The organism is Sphingomicrobium aestuariivivum (assembly GCF_024721585.1).
In the GTDB taxonomy this organism is placed as follows: domain Bacteria; phylum Pseudomonadota; class Alphaproteobacteria; order Sphingomonadales; family Sphingomonadaceae; genus Sphingomicrobium; species Sphingomicrobium aestuariivivum.
Genome location: NZ_CP102629.1, coordinates 438,364 through 453,858, shown reverse-complemented (window position 1 = coordinate 453,858; position 15,495 = coordinate 438,364). Strand labels below are relative to the sequence as shown.

The window sequence follows — 15,495 nt, the reverse complement described above, 5'->3', positions numbered from 1 at the left end:
TTTGCAGACCCCGCAATGGCGAAGGTCCATGCAACCGGGTCGGCTCGGCGGCCTCGTATCGGCGTGGGCCCTTGTGCGCAAGGGGCTCGAACGGCTGCTCGAGGCCGAACGGGCCCAGCTACCGCTTTGGATCGTCACCGCTTTCGGCGCGGGCGTCGCCTTGTGGTTCGTGCTGCCTGGCGTGGAAGCGCGCTCAGGGGCGATGCTGCTTGGCCTCGGCCTGGCGGGGCTGGCGGCGCGCGGGCAGGGCCGGGCGCGGCGCTTCCTGATGGCGGGGCTCATCGCCTCGAGTCTCGGTTGCGGGTGGATCTGGCTGCGCGCCGAGATGGTCGCACACGAGGTGCTGGACAGGGTGCGGATCGCCTCTTTCGAGGCCGAGGTCGAGAAGGTCGAGCCGCTTACGGCCAAGGACAAGTGGCGGCTCACGCTGGCGGTGGAGGAGGCGGGGCTGCCCGCACGGATGCGGATATCGCTCCGGACGGCGCAATATGAGGCGGTGATGGGCGAGGGGGCGCGGCTGCGGTTGCGGGCACGGCTCACCCCGCCGCCGAGCATGTCGGTGCCGGGCGGCTACGACTTCGCGCGCACGGCCTGGTTTCGAAAGATCGGTGCTGTCGGGACGGCGCTCGGCGAGGTGGAGGTGCTCGCCCCCGCCGAGCCCTCGGGGCTCGCAAGCTGGCGCATGGGGCTCGGAGAGCGGGTGCGGACACGCTTGCCGGGGCGCGGCGACGGCATCGCCACCGCGCTGGCGACCGGCGACAAGAATGCGGTGGCAGCTGAGGATGCCGAGGCGATGCGGCGCTCGGGGCTTGCGCACCTGTTGGCGGTGTCGGGGCTCCATATCGCCGCGGTAGTCGGGGGCACGATGCTGCTCTCGCTCCGGTTGCTGGCCTTGTTCCCGAGACTGGCGGCGCGGACCAACCTCATTATCGTCTCGGCGGCGATCGGTGCCTTGGCGGGGGTTGGTTACACCTTGCTGACGGGTATGCAGGTGGCGACCGTGCGCGCGTGCATCGCCGCGCTGCTGGTGCTGCTCGGCATGGCGCTCGGGCGCGAGGCGCTGTCGCTACGGATGGTCGCGGCCGGGGCGACGATCATCCTCCTTTTTCGCCCGGAGGCGATCGCGGGGGCGAGCTTCCAGCTGAGCTTCGCGGCGGTGACCGCGATCATCGCGCTCCATGCGCATCCCGTGCCCAAGCGATGGCTGGCGCCAAGGGATGACGGGTGGAGTGGCAGGATGGCGCGCGGTTTCCTCGCGCTCCTCCTGACCGGTCTCGCGGTCGAGCTGGCGCTCATTCCCTTCGCGCTGTTCCATTTCCACAAGGCCGGCCTCTACGGAGTGGCGGCCAATCTCATCGCCATCCCGCTCACCACCTTCGTAATCATGCCCGCGCTCGCCGCCGCGTTGCTGCTCGACCTCGTCGGGCTGGGCGCGCCCTTCTGGTGGCTGACGGGACTGACGCTGGACTTGCTGACCGCGCTCGCGCACGGGGTGGCGACCAGCCCCGGCGCGGTCGCGATGGTACCGAGCATGCCCGCCGCCGCCTTCGCCCTGTGCATCAGCGGCTTCCTGTGGCTGTGCCTGTGGCAGCAGCGCTGGCGCTGGCTCGGCCTGCCGCTGTGGCTGGCGGGGATCGGCATGGCGATGGCGGCGCCGCGCCCGGCGCTGCTGGTCACGGGCGACGGCCGCCATCTTGCCCTCCTCGACGAGGCGGGCGTGCCGCACCTCCTGCGCGCGCGGGCCGGCGATTTCGTGCGCGACATGCTCGCCGAGGGGGCGGGGCATGACGGTGCGCTCCCCGCGCTCGAGGATTCGCCGCTCGCGCGCTGCAACCGCGATGCCTGCCTCGCGGTGATCGAACGGGAAGGACGGCAATGGCGCGTGCTCGCGACGCGGTCGCGCGACTTCATTGCCTGGCGCGAACTGGTCGACGCCTGCGAGGGCGCCGATATCGTGGTCAGCGAACGATGGCTACCGAAGGCTTGTAGCCCGCGCTGGCTCAAGCTCGATCGCGAAACGCTCGCGCGCACTGGCGGAATGGCAATCCATCTCGGGGAGCAGCCGCGGGTGGAGACGGTGGCAGCGCGCAGTCGCCACCTCGCCTGGTCGCCCTATTCGGCGTCGGGTTCGTAGACCGCGAAGCGGTTGCCCGAGGGGTCGACCGCCTCGAAGCGGCGCCCGCCCGGAAAGGCGAAGATCGGCTTTTCGAGCCGCCCGCCCGCCGCGATGACGCTCTCGAGAACGGCTTCTAGTTCATCGGTACGGATGGCGGGCAGCGGGGCAGCGGGCTTTTCCACAGCATCGCTGGTGATCCCGACATCGGTATCGCCGGTGATCGTCGCGGCATAGTCGGGCCCGAACCCCGTCATCTCCCAGCCGAAGGCCTGTTCGTAGAAGGCCCTAGTGGCGTCGATATCGGTGGCGGGCAGTTCGACATAATCGAAGCGGGCGGTGGGCATGGGGTCTTCCTCGGGCGCAAGGGAGGGGGCGGCGCAGGCGGCGAGCGCCAGCGCCGGGACAAGGGTGAAAAGGCGGTGCATCAGTAGCGGCGGATGATGCCGGCAAGACGACCTTGCACGGCGACGCGGCCTTCCTCGTAGCGCTGCGGGCTGTAGGCGGCGTTGGCCGGATCGAGCCGGACCATCTGGCCCTCGCGGCGATAGGTCTTCAACGTGGCCTCCTCGCCATCGACGAGCGCGACGATGATCTCGCCGTCGCGCGCATTGTCGACCTTGCGGATGAGCGCGAAGTCGCCGTCGAGAATGCCTTCCTCGACCATCGAATCGCCCGCCACCTCGAGCGCATAATGCTCACCCGGGCCGAGCAGCGCGGCAGGCACGGCAAAGCCCTCATTGCCCTGCAGCGCCTCGATCGGCGTGCCCGCGGCGATGCGACCGTGGAGCGGGATCTCGACCACGTCATTTGCCGGTGTCGGGATGACATCGACCCGCCTGGGCGCGGCGGCCTTGACGGGCGCGGCCTCGGCGGGCGGGGCTTCGGCCATGCCCTCGGGCAGCTTCAGCACCTCGAGCGCGCGGGCGCGATTGGGGAGGCGGCGAATGAACTCGCGCTCCTCGAGTGCGCCGATCAGGCGGTGGACGCCCGACTTGGACTTGAGGTCGAGCGCTTCGCGCATCTCGTCGAAACTGGGACTGATCCCCGTCTCCGACAGGCGCTGGTGGATGAAGGCGAGCAGCTCGTGTTGCTTCGGCGTCAGCATCTCGGGTCCCCCTTGACCGCAAATGTTCCCGTTAGAGAACGAACGCGGAACATCTAGGCAACCTTCAAGGCAGCTGTCAAGCCGTTTCGCGGCCGCAAAGAGCGACAAAGGCGGCAACCAGCGCGCGGCCGTGGCTGCTGGCGATGCTCTCGGGGTGGAACTGGACGCCGTGCGCAGGCGCCGCCTCGTGCCGTAGCCCCATGCACAGCCCCTCCTCGTTCCACGCATTGGCGAGGAGCGGGGGCCGGGGATCGGGCACGGCGAGCGAATGGTAGCGCGTCATGTCGAGCGGCGAGGGCAGGCCGGCGAACAGGCCGCTGCCGTCGTGCCGTACATGTGCGACCTTGCCGTGGACGGGGGGCACGCGCCCGACGGTGCTGCCACAGGCCAGCGCCAGTGCCTGGTGACCAAGACAGACTCCCAAGTAAGGCCGCCGCGCCTCGATGCAGGCGGCGGCGAGAGCGACCGAAATGCCTGCGTCCTCGGGCGTGCCCGGGCCGGGCGAGACCATGATCCCGTCGCGGCCCTCGGCGAGCGCCTTCTCGACGCTCATGGCATCGCTGCGCGTGACGACGACCTCGGCGCCCGCCTGCCGCAGATAATCGACGAGCGTGAAGGTGAAGCTGTCGCGATTGTCGAGCGCGAGCAGGCGGGGGATCAGTTGCCCCCGCCGATGATGCGCGCGCGGGTCGCCTCGATGGCGGCAGGCTCGCGGGTGACGCCGACTTCACGCTCGATCGCGGCGAGGAACTGCTGCTGCAGCTCGCCCTCCAGCGTCGGGGCGAAGGCTTCGGCCGTCTGGCTGATGAGCGAGGGACGCGAAAGCGCATTGCCGCGTTCGATCTCGGTCAGCTCGACCACGAAGACGCCGCGCTGTTCGGCATCGCCGACGGTGCGGGTGGCACCTTCCGACAGGCGGAACAGCATGGCGAGCGGGGCGGGGGGCTGGCCCCCGAACTGGCCGAGCTCGAGACGGGTCAGCTCGGGGCTTTCGGGCGCGGGCAGGGCAAAGCCGCTGCTTTCCGCGACCGCGCTCACGGCATCGGCCAGCGAGCTGCCCTCGCGGACCGCGGCGATGATCTCGTTGGCCAGTTCGTTGGCACGCGCCTCGGCGGTGGTGCGGATGTAATCGGCGCGCACGCGCTGCGCGATGCCGTCGAGCGCGGCGGGGGCGGGATCGATGATGTCGGCGACATCGACCAGCACGAAGCTGGAATTGTCGGCCAGCAGCACGACCTCGGGATCATCGCCGCCGGCCATCGCGAACCCGGCCTCGAGCGCGGGTGAAAGGTTCTCGGGGATGCGGAAATCGGCGTTGGTCCGATCGCGGCCGGTAGCGGTGATGGCAGGGGTTTCGCTGGCGACGAGTTCGAAGCGCTCGGCGACCTCGGCAAAGCTCTCGCCGTCGCGCACCGCATCCTCGATGTCGGCGATCGCGTCGAGCAGCGCGTTGCGGCGCTTGGCGGCGGTGATTTCCTCGCGCGCCTCGGCGCGGGCCACACCCTCGTCGACGCCCTGTTCGGTGGTGACGTCGCCGACAGCGACGACGTGCCAACCGAAGGGCGAGCGGACGGGGCCCACGAGGCTGTCGGCATCGGCCTCGAAGGCGGCCTCGGCGACCGCGTCACCGGCAAGCTGGCGCAGTTCGGCGAGCGTCTGCGGCCCGACCGAGACGTCGGCGGCGCTATAGCCCTCGGGCGCGACCGCTTCGGCGAAGCTCATGGTGGCGGTGCGGGCGACGATCTCGTCGGCGGTCTCGCGGTCGGGCACGACGACCTGGCTGATGATGCGGGTCTCGCGGGTGCCGATCTCGCCGGCGCGGGCTTCGAGCGCCGCGGCGATTTCTTCGTCACTCGCGGCGATGCCTTCGAGCGTGGCGGCATCGTAGCGCGCGAAACGCAGGACGCGCTGCTCGGGCACGGTGTAGCGGACCTTGTTCTGCTCGTAATAGGTGGCGACCTCTTCCGCGCTGGGGTCGAGCGTGGCCGCGATCGGCGCGGTCGGGACCAGTGCGATATTGCCGCGGCGCGTCTCGAGCAGCATCGAGGCATAGACCTGCGCCATGCCGGTGGGCACGCGCTGCGCGGCGCCGACGGGGGCGACCATGAGGCGCTGGCGGATATCGGCGGCGATCAGCAGGCGCACTTCGGCGTCGGTCAGGTTGTTCTGCGCGAGAAAGGCGCCGTAGCTCGCCTCGGTGACCTGCCCGTCGAGACCGGCCACGCCCGGCAGGCGCGAGATGTCGGCGTCGATCAGGCGCTTGGAGACGTAGAAGTCGTAGGCGTTTGCGAAGGCCACCAGCGCGCGCTCGTCGATCAGCGCCTCGAGGATGGGGTCGAAATCGCCCGCGAGATCCGAATAAAGCGCCTCGGGGTTCTGCTGGCGCACGAGGCCGAGCTGGCGCTGCAGCGCATCGCTCATCATGCGGTCGGTGACTTCCTCCTCACCCACTTCGGCGAGCGTCGGGCTGCCGTCGCCGCCGCCACCCACGTTGAAGTTCGACAGGTCGGCCAGCGCGAAGCTGGCAACAATGATGATCAGGAAACCGAACAGGGCAATGGTCCCGACTGTCGACTTCGACAGGTTGCGGAATTTCGACATGGGATGGATCTCTCGGGGCTCGATAGGCGAATAGGGTTCGCCCGAGGCTTTAGGGCCACAACGCGCGGGTTTCAATAAGCCAGCGGCGCGCGCGGGGGCGACCCCAACTTGTCATCGCGGCGGGCCTGCTGCTAGAGGCCTTGCCGTTCACGAGAGGGGTGGGAGCGTAACGCAATGGCAAAACGACCGTTTGTCGCCGGTAACTGGAAGATGCATGGCACCCGTGCCGAACTCGGCGAGGTGACGAGCATCTCGATCGAGACCGAGACGATCGACAATGTGCTGGTCGCGCTGTGCGTGCCCGCCACCCTCATCACCCGCGCGGTGTCGGCAAGCCCCGGCTTCCTCATCGGCGCGCAGGACGTGCACCACGAGAAGAAAGGCGCCTTCACCGGCTCGGTGTCGGTGGCGATGGTCAAGGACGCGGGCGCCAAGCTCACCATCGTCGGCCATTCGGAGCGCCGCGAACTGCTCGGCGAGACCGACGAGCAGGTGCGCGACAAGGCCGAGCTCGCGATCGATGCGGGGTTGAAGACGATCCTGTGCGTGGGCGAGAGCCTCAAGGTGCGCGAGACCGGACAGGCGCTCAACTTCGTCCAGCAGCAGCTGGAGAAGTCGCTGCCCGACATGGTCACCGCCCCTGTGCACCTGTCGATCGCCTATGAGCCGATCTGGGCCATCGGCACCGGCAAGGTCGCCAGCGCCGAGGATATCGAGAAGATGCATGGCCGCATCCGCAAGGTGCTGGACGAGCGCTATGGCGACGGCGCCGCCTCGATCCGCATCCTCTATGGCGGCTCGGTCAAGGGCTCCAATGCCAAGGAGATTTTCGCCATTGACGGTGTCGATGGCGCGCTGGTGGGGGGCGCGAGCCTGATTGCCAGTGATTTCATGCCGATCGTGCATGCCGCGGCCGAGGTCACGAAAGATTAACGAGGCCTCTGCCAACCATTCAGCCTGACTTCAGGCGCGTTTCGATAGAAAACGCAAATCAATTCAAAGGGAAAGGTTTCCATGAAGTTCTTCAAGACTGCTATTGCCGCTACCGCGCTTGTCGCGATGACCCCGATGGCGCCGGCCGTTGCCGCGCAGCCCGCCGGTGTGACCACCGGAATGCAGGTCGTCGAACTCGACGGGACGCTGGTCGGCACGGTCGTCGCCGCCGATGACCAGCTGATCACCATCCGCACCGACAAGCATGACGTGCCGGTCCCGGCCGCCAGCTTCACGCCCAACGAAGGCAAGCTCCTGTTCGGCATGAGCGCTGCCGAACTCAACGCCGCGGTCGACGCCAACCTCGCCGCCGCCGAAGCTTCGGTCGCTGTCGGCAAGTCGGTCAAGGACGTTGCTGGCGTCGAATTCGCCACCATCGAGGAAATCACCGCCGAATATATCCAGCTCGGCCTCGAGGGTGACAAGGTCATCCGCATTCCCGTGAACGGCCTCCAGAAGGACGCCAACGGTGCGATCGCGCTCTACAATGCCGCCGACCTCATCGCCGGTGCCGTGGATCGTCCGGAAGAAGTTCAGGCCGAAGCCGCCGTGGAAGCCGAAGGCGAAGCGACCGCCGAGGCCGATCCGCACGCCGGTCACGACATGGGTGCCGAAGGCGCCAACTAAGTCTCCAGCGAGAGCTTAGGGCTACAAAGGAAGGGCCGGCACCCGGGGAGGGTTGCCGGCCCTTCGTCCTTAAGGCGTGAAGCCCATTGAAAAATCGCGGCCCGACCGCTAGGTCGCTGCGCGAGATTTCGCGACGGGGAGGGCGGTACGCCCCCACGCCCGCTGCGACCAAGAGACAGAAAGACGCACAGACCCATGTTCCAATTCCTTCTCGTCGTTCAGGCCCTGATCGCCCTCGCGCTCGTGTCCGCGATCCTGATGCAGCGTTCGGAAGGTGGCGGTCTTGGCGTCGGCGGCTCGAGCGCCGGTCTCATGACCGCGCGCGGCAAGGCCGATTTCCTGTCGCGTTCGACCGCGATCCTCGCCACCTTGTTCATCGGCATGTCGATCGTGCTCGCCGCGCTCGCCGCGACGCGCGATGAAGAGCGCGGCCTCGACACCAGCCTCGTGGGTGAAACCGCGCCCGTCGCGGCTGATGAAGCCCCTGCGGCACCGGCCGAACCGGCACCTGCCGAAAACGGCGTTCCGCTCGCCCAGTAAGGCGGCGAAAAAGCGGGCCTGTCCCGCTTTTCGACAAATTTTTTAGCCGTGGCAGCGATTCGAGCGCTTGCCACACCGGTCCACTCATGCCTAAGGCAACACCCCCATGGCGCGGTTTATTTTCGTAACTGGCGGCGTGGTCTCCTCGCTCGGCAAAGGTCTGTTGGCAGCCTCCTTGGGTGCCCTCCTCCAGGCGCGTGGCTACAAGGTCCGCAATCGCAAGTTCGACCCGTATCTCAATGTGGATCCGGGAACGATGTCCCCTTACCAGCATGGCGAGGTGTTCGTTACCGACGACGGGGCCGAGACCGACCTCGATCTCGGTCACTACGAACGCTTTACCGGCGTGTCGGCGCACCAGAGCGACAATGTCACCTCGGGGCGCATCTATCAGACGATCATCGCCAAGGAGCGCCGCGGCGACTATCTCGGCGCGACCGTCCAGGTGGTCCCGCACGTCACCGACGCGATCAAGGAATTCGCGCTCAGCGACATCGAGGGCCTCGATTTCGTCATCTGCGAGATCGGCGGCACCATCGGTGATATCGAGAGCCTGCCCTTCATCGAGGCGCTCCGCCAGCTGAGCTTCGACCTCGGCCGCGAGAATGTCTGCTTCGTCCACACCACGCTGGTGCCGTACATCGCGGCCGCGGGCGAGCTGAAGACCAAGCCCACGCAGCACAGTGTGCGCGAGATGACCGGCTATGGCATCCAGCCCGACGTGCTGCTGTGCCGCTCGGAGCATCCGCTGCCCGACAACGAGCGCCGCAAGATCGCACTCTTCTGCAACGTGCCCGAAAGCGCGGTCATCCAGGCGCTCGATGCGCGCTCGATCTACGACGTGCCGATGGCCTATCACAAGGAAGGTCTCGACGACGCCGTGCTCGGCGCCTTCGGCCTTGGCGACGCGCCCAAGCCAGACCTCACCACCTGGCTCGACATCCAGGACCGCATCTCCAACCCGGAAGGGGAGGTGACGATCGGGGTGGTCGGCAAATATGTCGCGCTGCCCGACGCCTACAAGTCGCTCCGCGAGGCACTCGTCCACGGCGGGTTCGCCAACCGGGTGAAGGTCAACATCAAGTGGATCGACGCCGAACTGTTCGAGGGGGACGAGGAGCATCTCGTCGCCGAACTCGAACCGCTCCACGGCATCCTCGTGCCCGGCGGCTTCGGCGAGCGCGGGTCGGAAGGCAAGATCGCCGCGATCAGCTTTGCCAAGAAGCGCAACATCCCCTTCTTCGGCATCTGCCTCGGCATGCAGATGGCCTGCATCGAGGCCGCCCGCACCGAGGCCGGCATCGAGAAGGCCACCACCTCCGAATTCGGCGAAGAGGGCGAACCGATCATCGGCCTCATTACCGAATGGATGAGCGAGGAAGGCCTCCAGCAGCGCTCGGCCGAGGGCGATCTTGGCGGGACGATGCGCCTTGGCGCCTATCCTGCGAAACTGTCGCCCAATTCGAAGGTCGCCGACATCTACGGCACCACCGACATTAGCGAGCGCCACCGCCACCGCTACGAGGTCAACGCCAATTACATGGACCAGCTCGCCAAGGGCGGTCTCGTGTTCAGCGGCATGAGCCCCGACGGGCGCCTGCCCGAGATCGTCGAGCGTCCCGACCTCAACTGGTTCGTCGGGGTGCAATATCACCCCGAGCTGAAGAGCCGGCCGTTCGACCCGCATCCGCTCTTCTCCTCCTTCATCGCCGCCGCGCTCGAACAGAGCCGATTGGTCTAGTTGAAAGCGGGCGCACCCGCTCATAGGTTTGCATCCATGACCGATACCAAACATTCCAAGATGCTCGTCCTCGGGTCGGGCCCTGCGGGCTGGACCGCCGCCATCTACGCCGCGCGCGCGGGCATGAAGCCGATCGTCGTCGAGGGCATCCAGCCCGGCGGCCAGCTCACCACCACGACCGAGGTGGAGAATTACCCCGGCTTCCGCGACGTCATCCAGGGGCCCTGGCTGATGGAGGAAATGAAGGCGCAGGCGGTCAATGTCGGTGCCGAACCCGTCTGGGACCACATCATGGAAGTCGACGTGTCCAAGCGTCCCTTCACGCTGAAAGGCGACAGCGGCACCATCTACACCTGCGACACGCTCGTCATCGCGACGGGCGCGCAGGCCAAGTGGCTCGGCCTGCCGTCGGAAGAACATGCCAAGGGCAAGGGCGCATCGGCCTGCGCCACCTGTGACGGCTTCTTCTATCGCGGCAAGAAGGTCGCGGTCATCGGCGGCGGCAACACCGCGGTCGAGGAAGCGCTGTACCTCACCAACCACAGTGACGACGTCACGCTGATCCACCGCCGCGACAGCCTTCGCGCCGAGAAGATCCTGCAGGACCGTCTCTTCGCCAACGAGAAGATCACCGTTCTCTGGGATCACACGGTGGAAGAGTTCGTCCTCGACGGCGATCCGCAGGCGCTCGTCGGTCTCGACGTGAAATCGACCAAGACCGGCGAAGTCAGCCGCGTCGACTGCGAAGGTGCCTTCGTCGCCATCGGCCATGCGCCCGCGACGGAATTGTTCAAGGGCAAGCTCGAGGTCGACAGCGACGGTTATCTCGTCGTCGAACCCGGCACCCCGCGCACCAACGTGCCGGGCGTCTATGCCTGCGGCGACGTGATGGACAAGCATTACCGCCAGGCGGTCACCGCCGCCGGCACCGGCTGCATGGCCGCGCTCGACGCCGAGCGCTACCTCGCCGAGCTGGAGTTCGCCGAGAAAGCTGCGGCGGAATAAGCGCCGTCACATCGAGAGATAAGGGAGAGCCCTCGCTTGCCGCGGGGGCTTTTCTTTTAGCCGAGCGCGAGGCGCCGCGCGAAGGCGATGAGGCGGCCGTAGGTTAGGAAATCCTCGGCATCCACGTCATCGTCCTCGATGAGCACGCCGAGGCGCTCTTCCAGCGCGGTCAGGAACTGCGCCACCGCCATTGAGTCGAACTCGGGCAGCGCGCCGAACAATTCCGACGCTTCGTCAAAGGCTTGGACCTGGCTCGCCTCGAGGCCGACGGTCTCGACGAGAAGCTCGGCGACGGTCGCATCGACCGTGGCGGCATCGCTCTGGGCGTCCTGCGGTTGTTGAAGTGCGCTCATGGTGGCTCGCCGATAGGCAAAGCGTGGGCTTTTCGCAAGACTGACGCTAGGGCAGGGGCGATGACTGCAATGCCGCTAGACCATCTCACGACCTTCGGAGCGCCCGAGGCCTCCGCGCTGATTCTCGGCGGGGTAACGCATGACTATGCCGCGCTGGAGGCAATGGTAGGACGCCTCGCAGGCTGGCTCCTCACGCATGGGATGGAGCCCGGCGACCGCGTCGCGAGCTGGGACCGCAAGAGCCTCGTCACCTGCCTGATGCCGCTCGCCGCCGCCCGCGCTGGGCTGGTGCATGTGCCCATCAACCCCGTCCTCAAGGGGCCGCAAGTCGCGCATATCCTCGCCGACAGCGGCGCCAAGCTGTTGCTCGCCCCCGAAGCCCGCGCAAAACTGGTCGATGCCGAGGCGCAGTGGCTCGACCCCGCGGCGCTCGACAATGCCCCGCTGCCGCCCTCCGAGCACGATCCCGACAGCCTCGCTGCCCTACTCTACACTTCGGGCTCGACCGGCGCGCCCAAGGGCGTGATGCTGAGCCACGCCAACCTCTGGTACGGCGCCGAGGCAGTTGCCGACTACACCGCGATCACGCCGGCTACGCGCAACCTGTGCGTGATGCCGCTCGCCTTCGACTATGGCCAGAACCAGCTCCTCGCCACATGGCGCGGGGGTGGCTGCGCCATCCCCTTCGACTATCTCCTGCCCAATGACGTCAAGAAGGCGGTCGCAAAGCACCGCGCCACTTATCTCGCAGGGATTCCGCCCTTGTGGCACCAGCTGATGGCGCTCGACTGGGACGGGGCAGGGGAAAGCCTCGACACCCTCACCAATACCGGTGGCCATATGAGCGAGCCGCTCTACCGCCAGCTGCGCGCCGCCTTCCCGCAAGCGCGCCTCCACCTCATGTACGGCCTCACCGAGGCCTTTCGCGCCGCCAGCCTCGACCCCGACCTCGCCGACACCCACCCGGGCAGCGTCGGCACCGCCATCCCTTATGCCGAGCTGATGGTCGTGCGCGAGGACGGCAGCCCCTGCGATGCGGGCGAGGAAGGCGAACTGGTGCAGGCCGGCCCGCTCGTCGCGCAGGGCTATTGGCAGGCCCCCGAGAAGACCGCGCAGCGCTTCCGCCCCGCCCCCTCGCACAGCCGCTATGGCGGCACGGCGGTCTGGTCGGGCGACCGCTTCATCCGTGACGAAGAGGGCCTCCTCCATTTCCGTGCCCGCGCCGATGCGATGATCAAGGTATCGGGCAACCGCCTCAGCCCGACCGAGGTGGAGGAAATCGCGCTGGCCGCCCCCGGCGTGCGCGAGGCCGCGGTGACCGCGATGCCCGAAGAAACCCTCGGCGCCGCCATCATCCTCCACGCCGTTGGCGATGGCGACGATGCCGCGCTTCTGTCCCATTTCCGGCATGCCGCACCTGCCCACTTCGCACCGAGGCGCATCCTGTGGCATGAGGCCTTTCCCAAAGGCGCGACCGGCAAGGTCGACCGCAAAGCACTGGAGGACATGGTTTGAAGGCAATGGGGGGCATTCCGGCGGGCTTCGTGCCTGCGCCCAACGGTGCGCTCGAGATCGAGCGGCACCCCGTCGGTTATTGGATCGAGAAAGCGGGCGGCACCCCGCTGTTCCTCTACGACGTCGAGCGCGTCGAGGCACAGGTTGCCGCCTTCCGCGCCGCCATGCCGTCCCGCATCGCGCTCCATTATGCGGTCAAGTCCAACCCCTTCGGCCCGCTACTCGACAGGATGGCAGCGCTGGTCGACGGTTTTGACCTCGCCTCGCGCGGGGAGATCGCGCGGGTGGCGCATCACGACCTGCCCAAGTCGATCGCGGGGCCCGGCAAGAGCATCGCCGACCATGAGGCCGCGCTGCGCGCCGGCGCGGTCGTCCATGTCGAGAGCGAAGGCGAAGCACAGCGCCTGTGCGATGTCGCGACCCATATCGGCATCCGCCCCAAGGTCGCCATCCGCGTGAACCCGCCCTTCCTCCTGAAGGGCGCGGGGATGAAGATGGGCGGGCTCGCCTCGGCCTTCGGGGTCGATGCCGAGCGGGTGCCCAACCTTGTCGCCTATCTCGTCGACCAGGACTGCGATTTTCGCGGCTATCATGTCTATGCGGGTTCGCAGAGCCTGTCGGAGGACGCCATTGTCGCCGCGCAGAAGGCCACGCTCGATCTCGTCGTCGAACTGACCGGGAAGACCGGCGTGATCCCCGCCGAGGTCAACCTCGGCGGCGGCTTCGGCATTCCCTATTATTCGGGCGAAACCCCGCTATCGCTCCGCGTCATCGGCGACGGGCTCGCACAGGCGCTGAAAGGCCTGCCCGGCAGCTTTGCCGACACGAAGCTCATCATCGAACTCGGCCGCTGGCTGGTCGGCGAGGCGGGCGTCTATCTCACCCGCATCCTCGACATGAAGGAAAGCGGCGGCCAGATTTTTGCCACCACCGACGGGGGCTTGCAGCACATGCTCGCCGCGACCGGCAATTTCGGCCAGTTCCTCCGCCGCAACTATCCCGTCATCAATGCCAGCCGCATGACCGAGGAGGCGGATACAGTGATGAATGTGGTCGGCCGCCTGTGCACCCCGCTCGACCTCTTGGGCGACCAAGTGGCGCTGCCCGCCGATACGCAGGTCGGCGACGTGATCGCCATCTTCTGCGCAGGGGCCTACGGCCTCACGGCCAGCCCGCACGACTTCCTCTCGCAGCCCAAGGCGCTCGAGATGCTCGCCCAGTCGAAGGGCTAGGCTTCGGGGTAGATCGCCTCGACGAAGTAGAGCCCGTCAGGCGGCGCATTGAGCCCCAGTTCCTGCCGGTCCTTCGCCTCCAGCGCGTGGCGGACGTCCCCGGGCGTCCATTGCCCCTTGCCGACGAGGCTCAGCGTGCCGACCATCGAGCGCACCTGGTGGTGGAGGAAGCTGCGCGCGGCGACGCGGAAATGCACTTCCTCGCCGACACGGGCGACCTCGAGGCTGTCGAGAGTCTTCTCGGGGCTTTGGCTCTGGCAATTGACCGAGCGGAAGGTGGTGAAGTCGTGGAAGCCCTCGAGATGCTTCGCGGCCTCGGCCATCGCCTCGACATCGAGCTCCTGGGGCACGTGCCACACCTTGCCCTTGAGGAGCGTCGGCGGGGCGCGGCGGTTGAGGATGCGATAGAGATAGCGCCGCCCGATGCAGCTGAAGCGCGCATGCCAGCCGTCATCGACCGGCTCGGCCGACAGGATGGCGACGGGGTCGGGGCGGAGCAGGGCATTGAGCCCCTCGCACAGGCGAAAACCCGTGACATGCTTCTCGACGTCGACATGCGCGGTCATGGCGAGGCCGTGGACGCCGGCATCGGTGCGGCCCGCACAATGGAGCCGCGCCTCCTCGCCCGTCATGCGGGTGATCGCTTCCTCGATGCTCTGCTGCACCGAGGGGCCGTGATCCTGCCGCTGCCAGCCCATGAAGGGGCCGCCGTCGAACTCGACCGTGAGACGCCAACGGGTCACGTTAGCGTGTCGCCCTTGGCGATGGGGTAGCCGCGCAGCAGCACCTCGGTTTCCTGCGCCCCCTTGCCCGCCCGCTGGGCGCGCAGGATCCGCACCGCGCCGTCACCACAGGCAATGGCCAACGCATCGTCGAGCACCGTGCCGGGGGCACCGCTGCCGTCCGTAGGCTCGGCGGCGAGCAGCTTGATCCGCGTGCCCTCATGTTCGGTCCACGCGCCGGGGAAGGGGGAGAGGCCCTGGATGTGGCGCTGCACCTCCGCCGCGGGCTTCGACCAGTCGACGCGGGCCTCGGCCTTGTCGATCTTGGCGGCATAGGTGACGCCGTCCTCGGGCTGCGGCTCGGCGGTGAAGGCTTCGGGCTGGCCAAGCCATTCGGCGACCATCTCCGCGCCCATATGCGCCAGTTCGTGCGTGAGCGCGGCGGCGTCCTTGTCGGCGACGGGCGTCTCGCGCTTCATCAGCATCGGCCCCGTGTCGAGCCCCGCTTCCATCTGCATGAGCGTAATGCCGGTCGTCTCGTCGCCCGCCATGATCGCGCGCTGCACGGGCGCCGCGCCGCGCCAGCGCGGCAGGAGCGAGCCATGCACATTGACGCAGCCGAGCCTCGGCATGTCGAGCACCGCCTGCGGCAGGATCAGGCCATAGGCGGCGACGATCGCCACATCGGCCTCATGCGCGGAAAATTGCGCCTGCGGTTCGGGCTTCCTCAGCGACTTCGGCGTGAACACGGTTATGCCGAGTTCATCGGCACGCGCATGCACCGCGGTCGGCTGTTCCTTCTTGCCGCGACCCGACGGGCGGGGCGGCTGGCTGTAGACGGCGACGACCTCATGACCACCCGCGACGATGGCGTCGAGGGTGGGCACGGCGAAATCGGGACTTCCCATCATGATGACACGCATGACCGCAGCCTATGGCGCATTG

The 15,495-nt window shown here is 67.7% G+C and carries 15 protein-coding genes; 8 read left to right on the top strand and 7 right to left on the bottom strand.

Annotation, left to right across the window (positions count from 1 at the left end; translation table 11 throughout):
- The first annotated feature begins 28 nt into the window (after window positions 1-28).
- Complete coding sequence (locus NUW81_RS02180; protein ID WP_245109961.1) at window positions 29-2,134, top strand: ComEC/Rec2 family competence protein; 2,106 nt, start codon at window positions 29-31, stop codon at window positions 2,132-2,134.
- Here NUW81_RS02180 and NUW81_RS02175 read toward each other — a convergent pair.
- From NUW81_RS02175 to NUW81_RS02160, 4 genes are all read right to left on the bottom strand, one after another.
- Window positions 2,113-2,541, bottom strand: coding sequence for a VOC family protein (locus NUW81_RS02175; RefSeq protein ID WP_312025043.1), 429 nt, complete (start codon window positions 2,539-2,541; stop codon window positions 2,113-2,115). The genes NUW81_RS02180 and NUW81_RS02175 overlap by 22 nt on opposite strands.
- Window positions 2,541-3,221: a transcriptional repressor LexA gene (gene lexA / locus NUW81_RS02170; RefSeq protein WP_245109958.1), complete on the bottom strand. Its 681-nt coding sequence runs from the start codon at window positions 3,219-3,221 to the stop codon at window positions 2,541-2,543. The genes NUW81_RS02175 and lexA overlap by 1 nt, the downstream gene beginning before the upstream one ends.
- Before the next feature lie 76 nt (window positions 3,222-3,297).
- A complete protein-coding gene (locus NUW81_RS02165) occupies window positions 3,298-3,879 on the bottom strand; it encodes an anthranilate synthase component II (RefSeq protein WP_245113633.1) in 582 nt (193 codons plus the stop codon).
- Window positions 3,879-5,822: a peptidylprolyl isomerase gene (locus tag NUW81_RS02160; RefSeq protein WP_245109955.1), complete on the bottom strand. Its 1,944-nt coding sequence runs from the start codon at window positions 5,820-5,822 to the stop codon at window positions 3,879-3,881. The genes NUW81_RS02165 and NUW81_RS02160 overlap by 1 nt, the downstream gene beginning before the upstream one ends.
- A 174-nt stretch (window positions 5,823-5,996) precedes the next feature.
- Between NUW81_RS02160 and tpiA the strand changes: the two genes are divergently transcribed.
- The 5 genes from tpiA to trxB all read left to right on the top strand — a co-directional run bounded on the left by tpiA (window position 5,997) and on the right by trxB (window position 10,728).
- Complete coding sequence (gene tpiA / locus NUW81_RS02155; RefSeq protein WP_245109952.1) at window positions 5,997-6,755, top strand: triose-phosphate isomerase; 759 nt, start codon at window positions 5,997-5,999, stop codon at window positions 6,753-6,755.
- An 81-nt stretch (window positions 6,756-6,836) separates the two neighbouring features.
- Complete coding sequence (locus tag NUW81_RS02150; RefSeq protein WP_245109949.1) at window positions 6,837-7,442, top strand: hypothetical protein; 606 nt, start codon at window positions 6,837-6,839, stop codon at window positions 7,440-7,442.
- 195 nt (window positions 7,443-7,637) lie between these two features.
- Window positions 7,638-7,982: a preprotein translocase subunit SecG gene (gene secG, locus NUW81_RS02145; RefSeq protein ID WP_245109946.1), complete on the top strand. Its 345-nt coding sequence runs from the start codon at window positions 7,638-7,640 to the stop codon at window positions 7,980-7,982.
- 106 nt (window positions 7,983-8,088) lie between these two features.
- Window positions 8,089-9,723, top strand: a complete 1,635-nt coding sequence (gene pyrG / locus NUW81_RS02140) for a CTP synthase (protein ID WP_245109943.1) — start codon at window positions 8,089-8,091, stop codon at window positions 9,721-9,723.
- 36 nt (window positions 9,724-9,759) lie between these two features.
- Window positions 9,760-10,728 carry a thioredoxin-disulfide reductase gene (trxB, locus tag NUW81_RS02135; RefSeq protein ID WP_245109940.1) on the top strand — a complete coding sequence of 323 codons (969 nt, stop codon included), beginning with the start codon at window positions 9,760-9,762 and terminating at the stop codon, window positions 10,726-10,728.
- Between the two features lie 56 nt (window positions 10,729-10,784).
- Here the strand turns inward: trxB and NUW81_RS02130 are convergent, their stop codons facing one another.
- Window positions 10,785-11,081 carry an acyl carrier protein gene (locus NUW81_RS02130; protein WP_245109937.1) on the bottom strand — a complete coding sequence of 99 codons (297 nt, stop codon included), beginning with the start codon at window positions 11,079-11,081 and terminating at the stop codon, window positions 10,785-10,787.
- Window positions 11,082-11,141: 60 nt separating this feature from the next.
- On the opposite strand from NUW81_RS02130, the gene NUW81_RS02125 reads away from it, so the two are divergent.
- Both NUW81_RS02125 and NUW81_RS02120 read left to right on the top strand, forming a co-directional pair.
- Window positions 11,142-12,596, top strand: a complete 1,455-nt coding sequence (locus tag NUW81_RS02125; RefSeq protein ID WP_245109934.1) for an AMP-binding protein — start codon at window positions 11,142-11,144, stop codon at window positions 12,594-12,596.
- Window positions 12,593-13,828 carry a pyridoxal-dependent decarboxylase, exosortase A system-associated gene (locus tag NUW81_RS02120; RefSeq protein ID WP_376741955.1) on the top strand — a complete coding sequence of 412 codons (1,236 nt, stop codon included), beginning with the start codon at window positions 12,593-12,595 and terminating at the stop codon, window positions 13,826-13,828. The genes NUW81_RS02125 and NUW81_RS02120 overlap by 4 nt, the downstream gene beginning before the upstream one ends.
- Here the strand turns inward: NUW81_RS02120 and truA are convergent.
- Window positions 13,825-14,571, bottom strand: coding sequence for a tRNA pseudouridine(38-40) synthase TruA (gene truA / locus NUW81_RS02115; RefSeq protein WP_245109930.1), 747 nt, complete (start codon window positions 14,569-14,571; stop codon window positions 13,825-13,827). The genes NUW81_RS02120 and truA overlap by 4 nt on opposite strands.
- Entirely contained in the window at window positions 14,568-15,473 is a 906-nt protein-coding gene (fmt, locus tag NUW81_RS02110; RefSeq protein WP_245109928.1) for a methionyl-tRNA formyltransferase, read from the bottom strand. The genes truA and fmt overlap by 4 nt, the downstream gene beginning before the upstream one ends.
- Window positions 15,474-15,495 lie beyond the last annotated feature (22 nt).

Bases quoted from the DNA above. Each gene is read 5' to 3' on its own strand.
- NUW81_RS02125 (WP_245109934.1), top strand. From the start codon at position 11,142: ATGACTGCAATGCCGCTAGACCATCTCACGACCTTCGGAGCGCCCGAG.
- fmt (WP_245109928.1), bottom strand. From the start codon at position 15,473: ATGCGTGTCATCATGATGGGAAGTCCCGATTTCGCCGTGCCCACCCTC.
- NUW81_RS02175 (WP_312025043.1), bottom strand. From the start codon at position 2,541: ATGCACCGCCTTTTCACCCTTGTCCCGGCGCTGGCGCTCGCCGCCTGC.
- NUW81_RS02150 (WP_245109949.1), top strand. From the start codon at position 6,837: ATGAAGTTCTTCAAGACTGCTATTGCCGCTACCGCGCTTGTCGCGATG.
- secG (WP_245109946.1), top strand. From the start codon at position 7,638: ATGTTCCAATTCCTTCTCGTCGTTCAGGCCCTGATCGCCCTCGCGCTC.
- trxB (WP_245109940.1), top strand. From the start codon at position 9,760: ATGACCGATACCAAACATTCCAAGATGCTCGTCCTCGGGTCGGGCCCT.
- NUW81_RS02130 (WP_245109937.1), bottom strand. From the start codon at position 11,081: ATGAGCGCACTTCAACAACCGCAGGACGCCCAGAGCGATGCCGCCACG.
- tpiA (WP_245109952.1), top strand. From the start codon at position 5,997: ATGGCAAAACGACCGTTTGTCGCCGGTAACTGGAAGATGCATGGCACC.
- lexA (WP_245109958.1), bottom strand. From the start codon at position 3,221: ATGCTGACGCCGAAGCAACACGAGCTGCTCGCCTTCATCCACCAGCGC.
- NUW81_RS02160 (WP_245109955.1), bottom strand. From the start codon at position 5,822: ATGTCGAAATTCCGCAACCTGTCGAAGTCGACAGTCGGGACCATTGCC.
- pyrG (WP_245109943.1), top strand. From the start codon at position 8,089: ATGGCGCGGTTTATTTTCGTAACTGGCGGCGTGGTCTCCTCGCTCGGC.
- NUW81_RS02180 (WP_245109961.1), top strand. From the start codon at position 29: ATGCAACCGGGTCGGCTCGGCGGCCTCGTATCGGCGTGGGCCCTTGTG.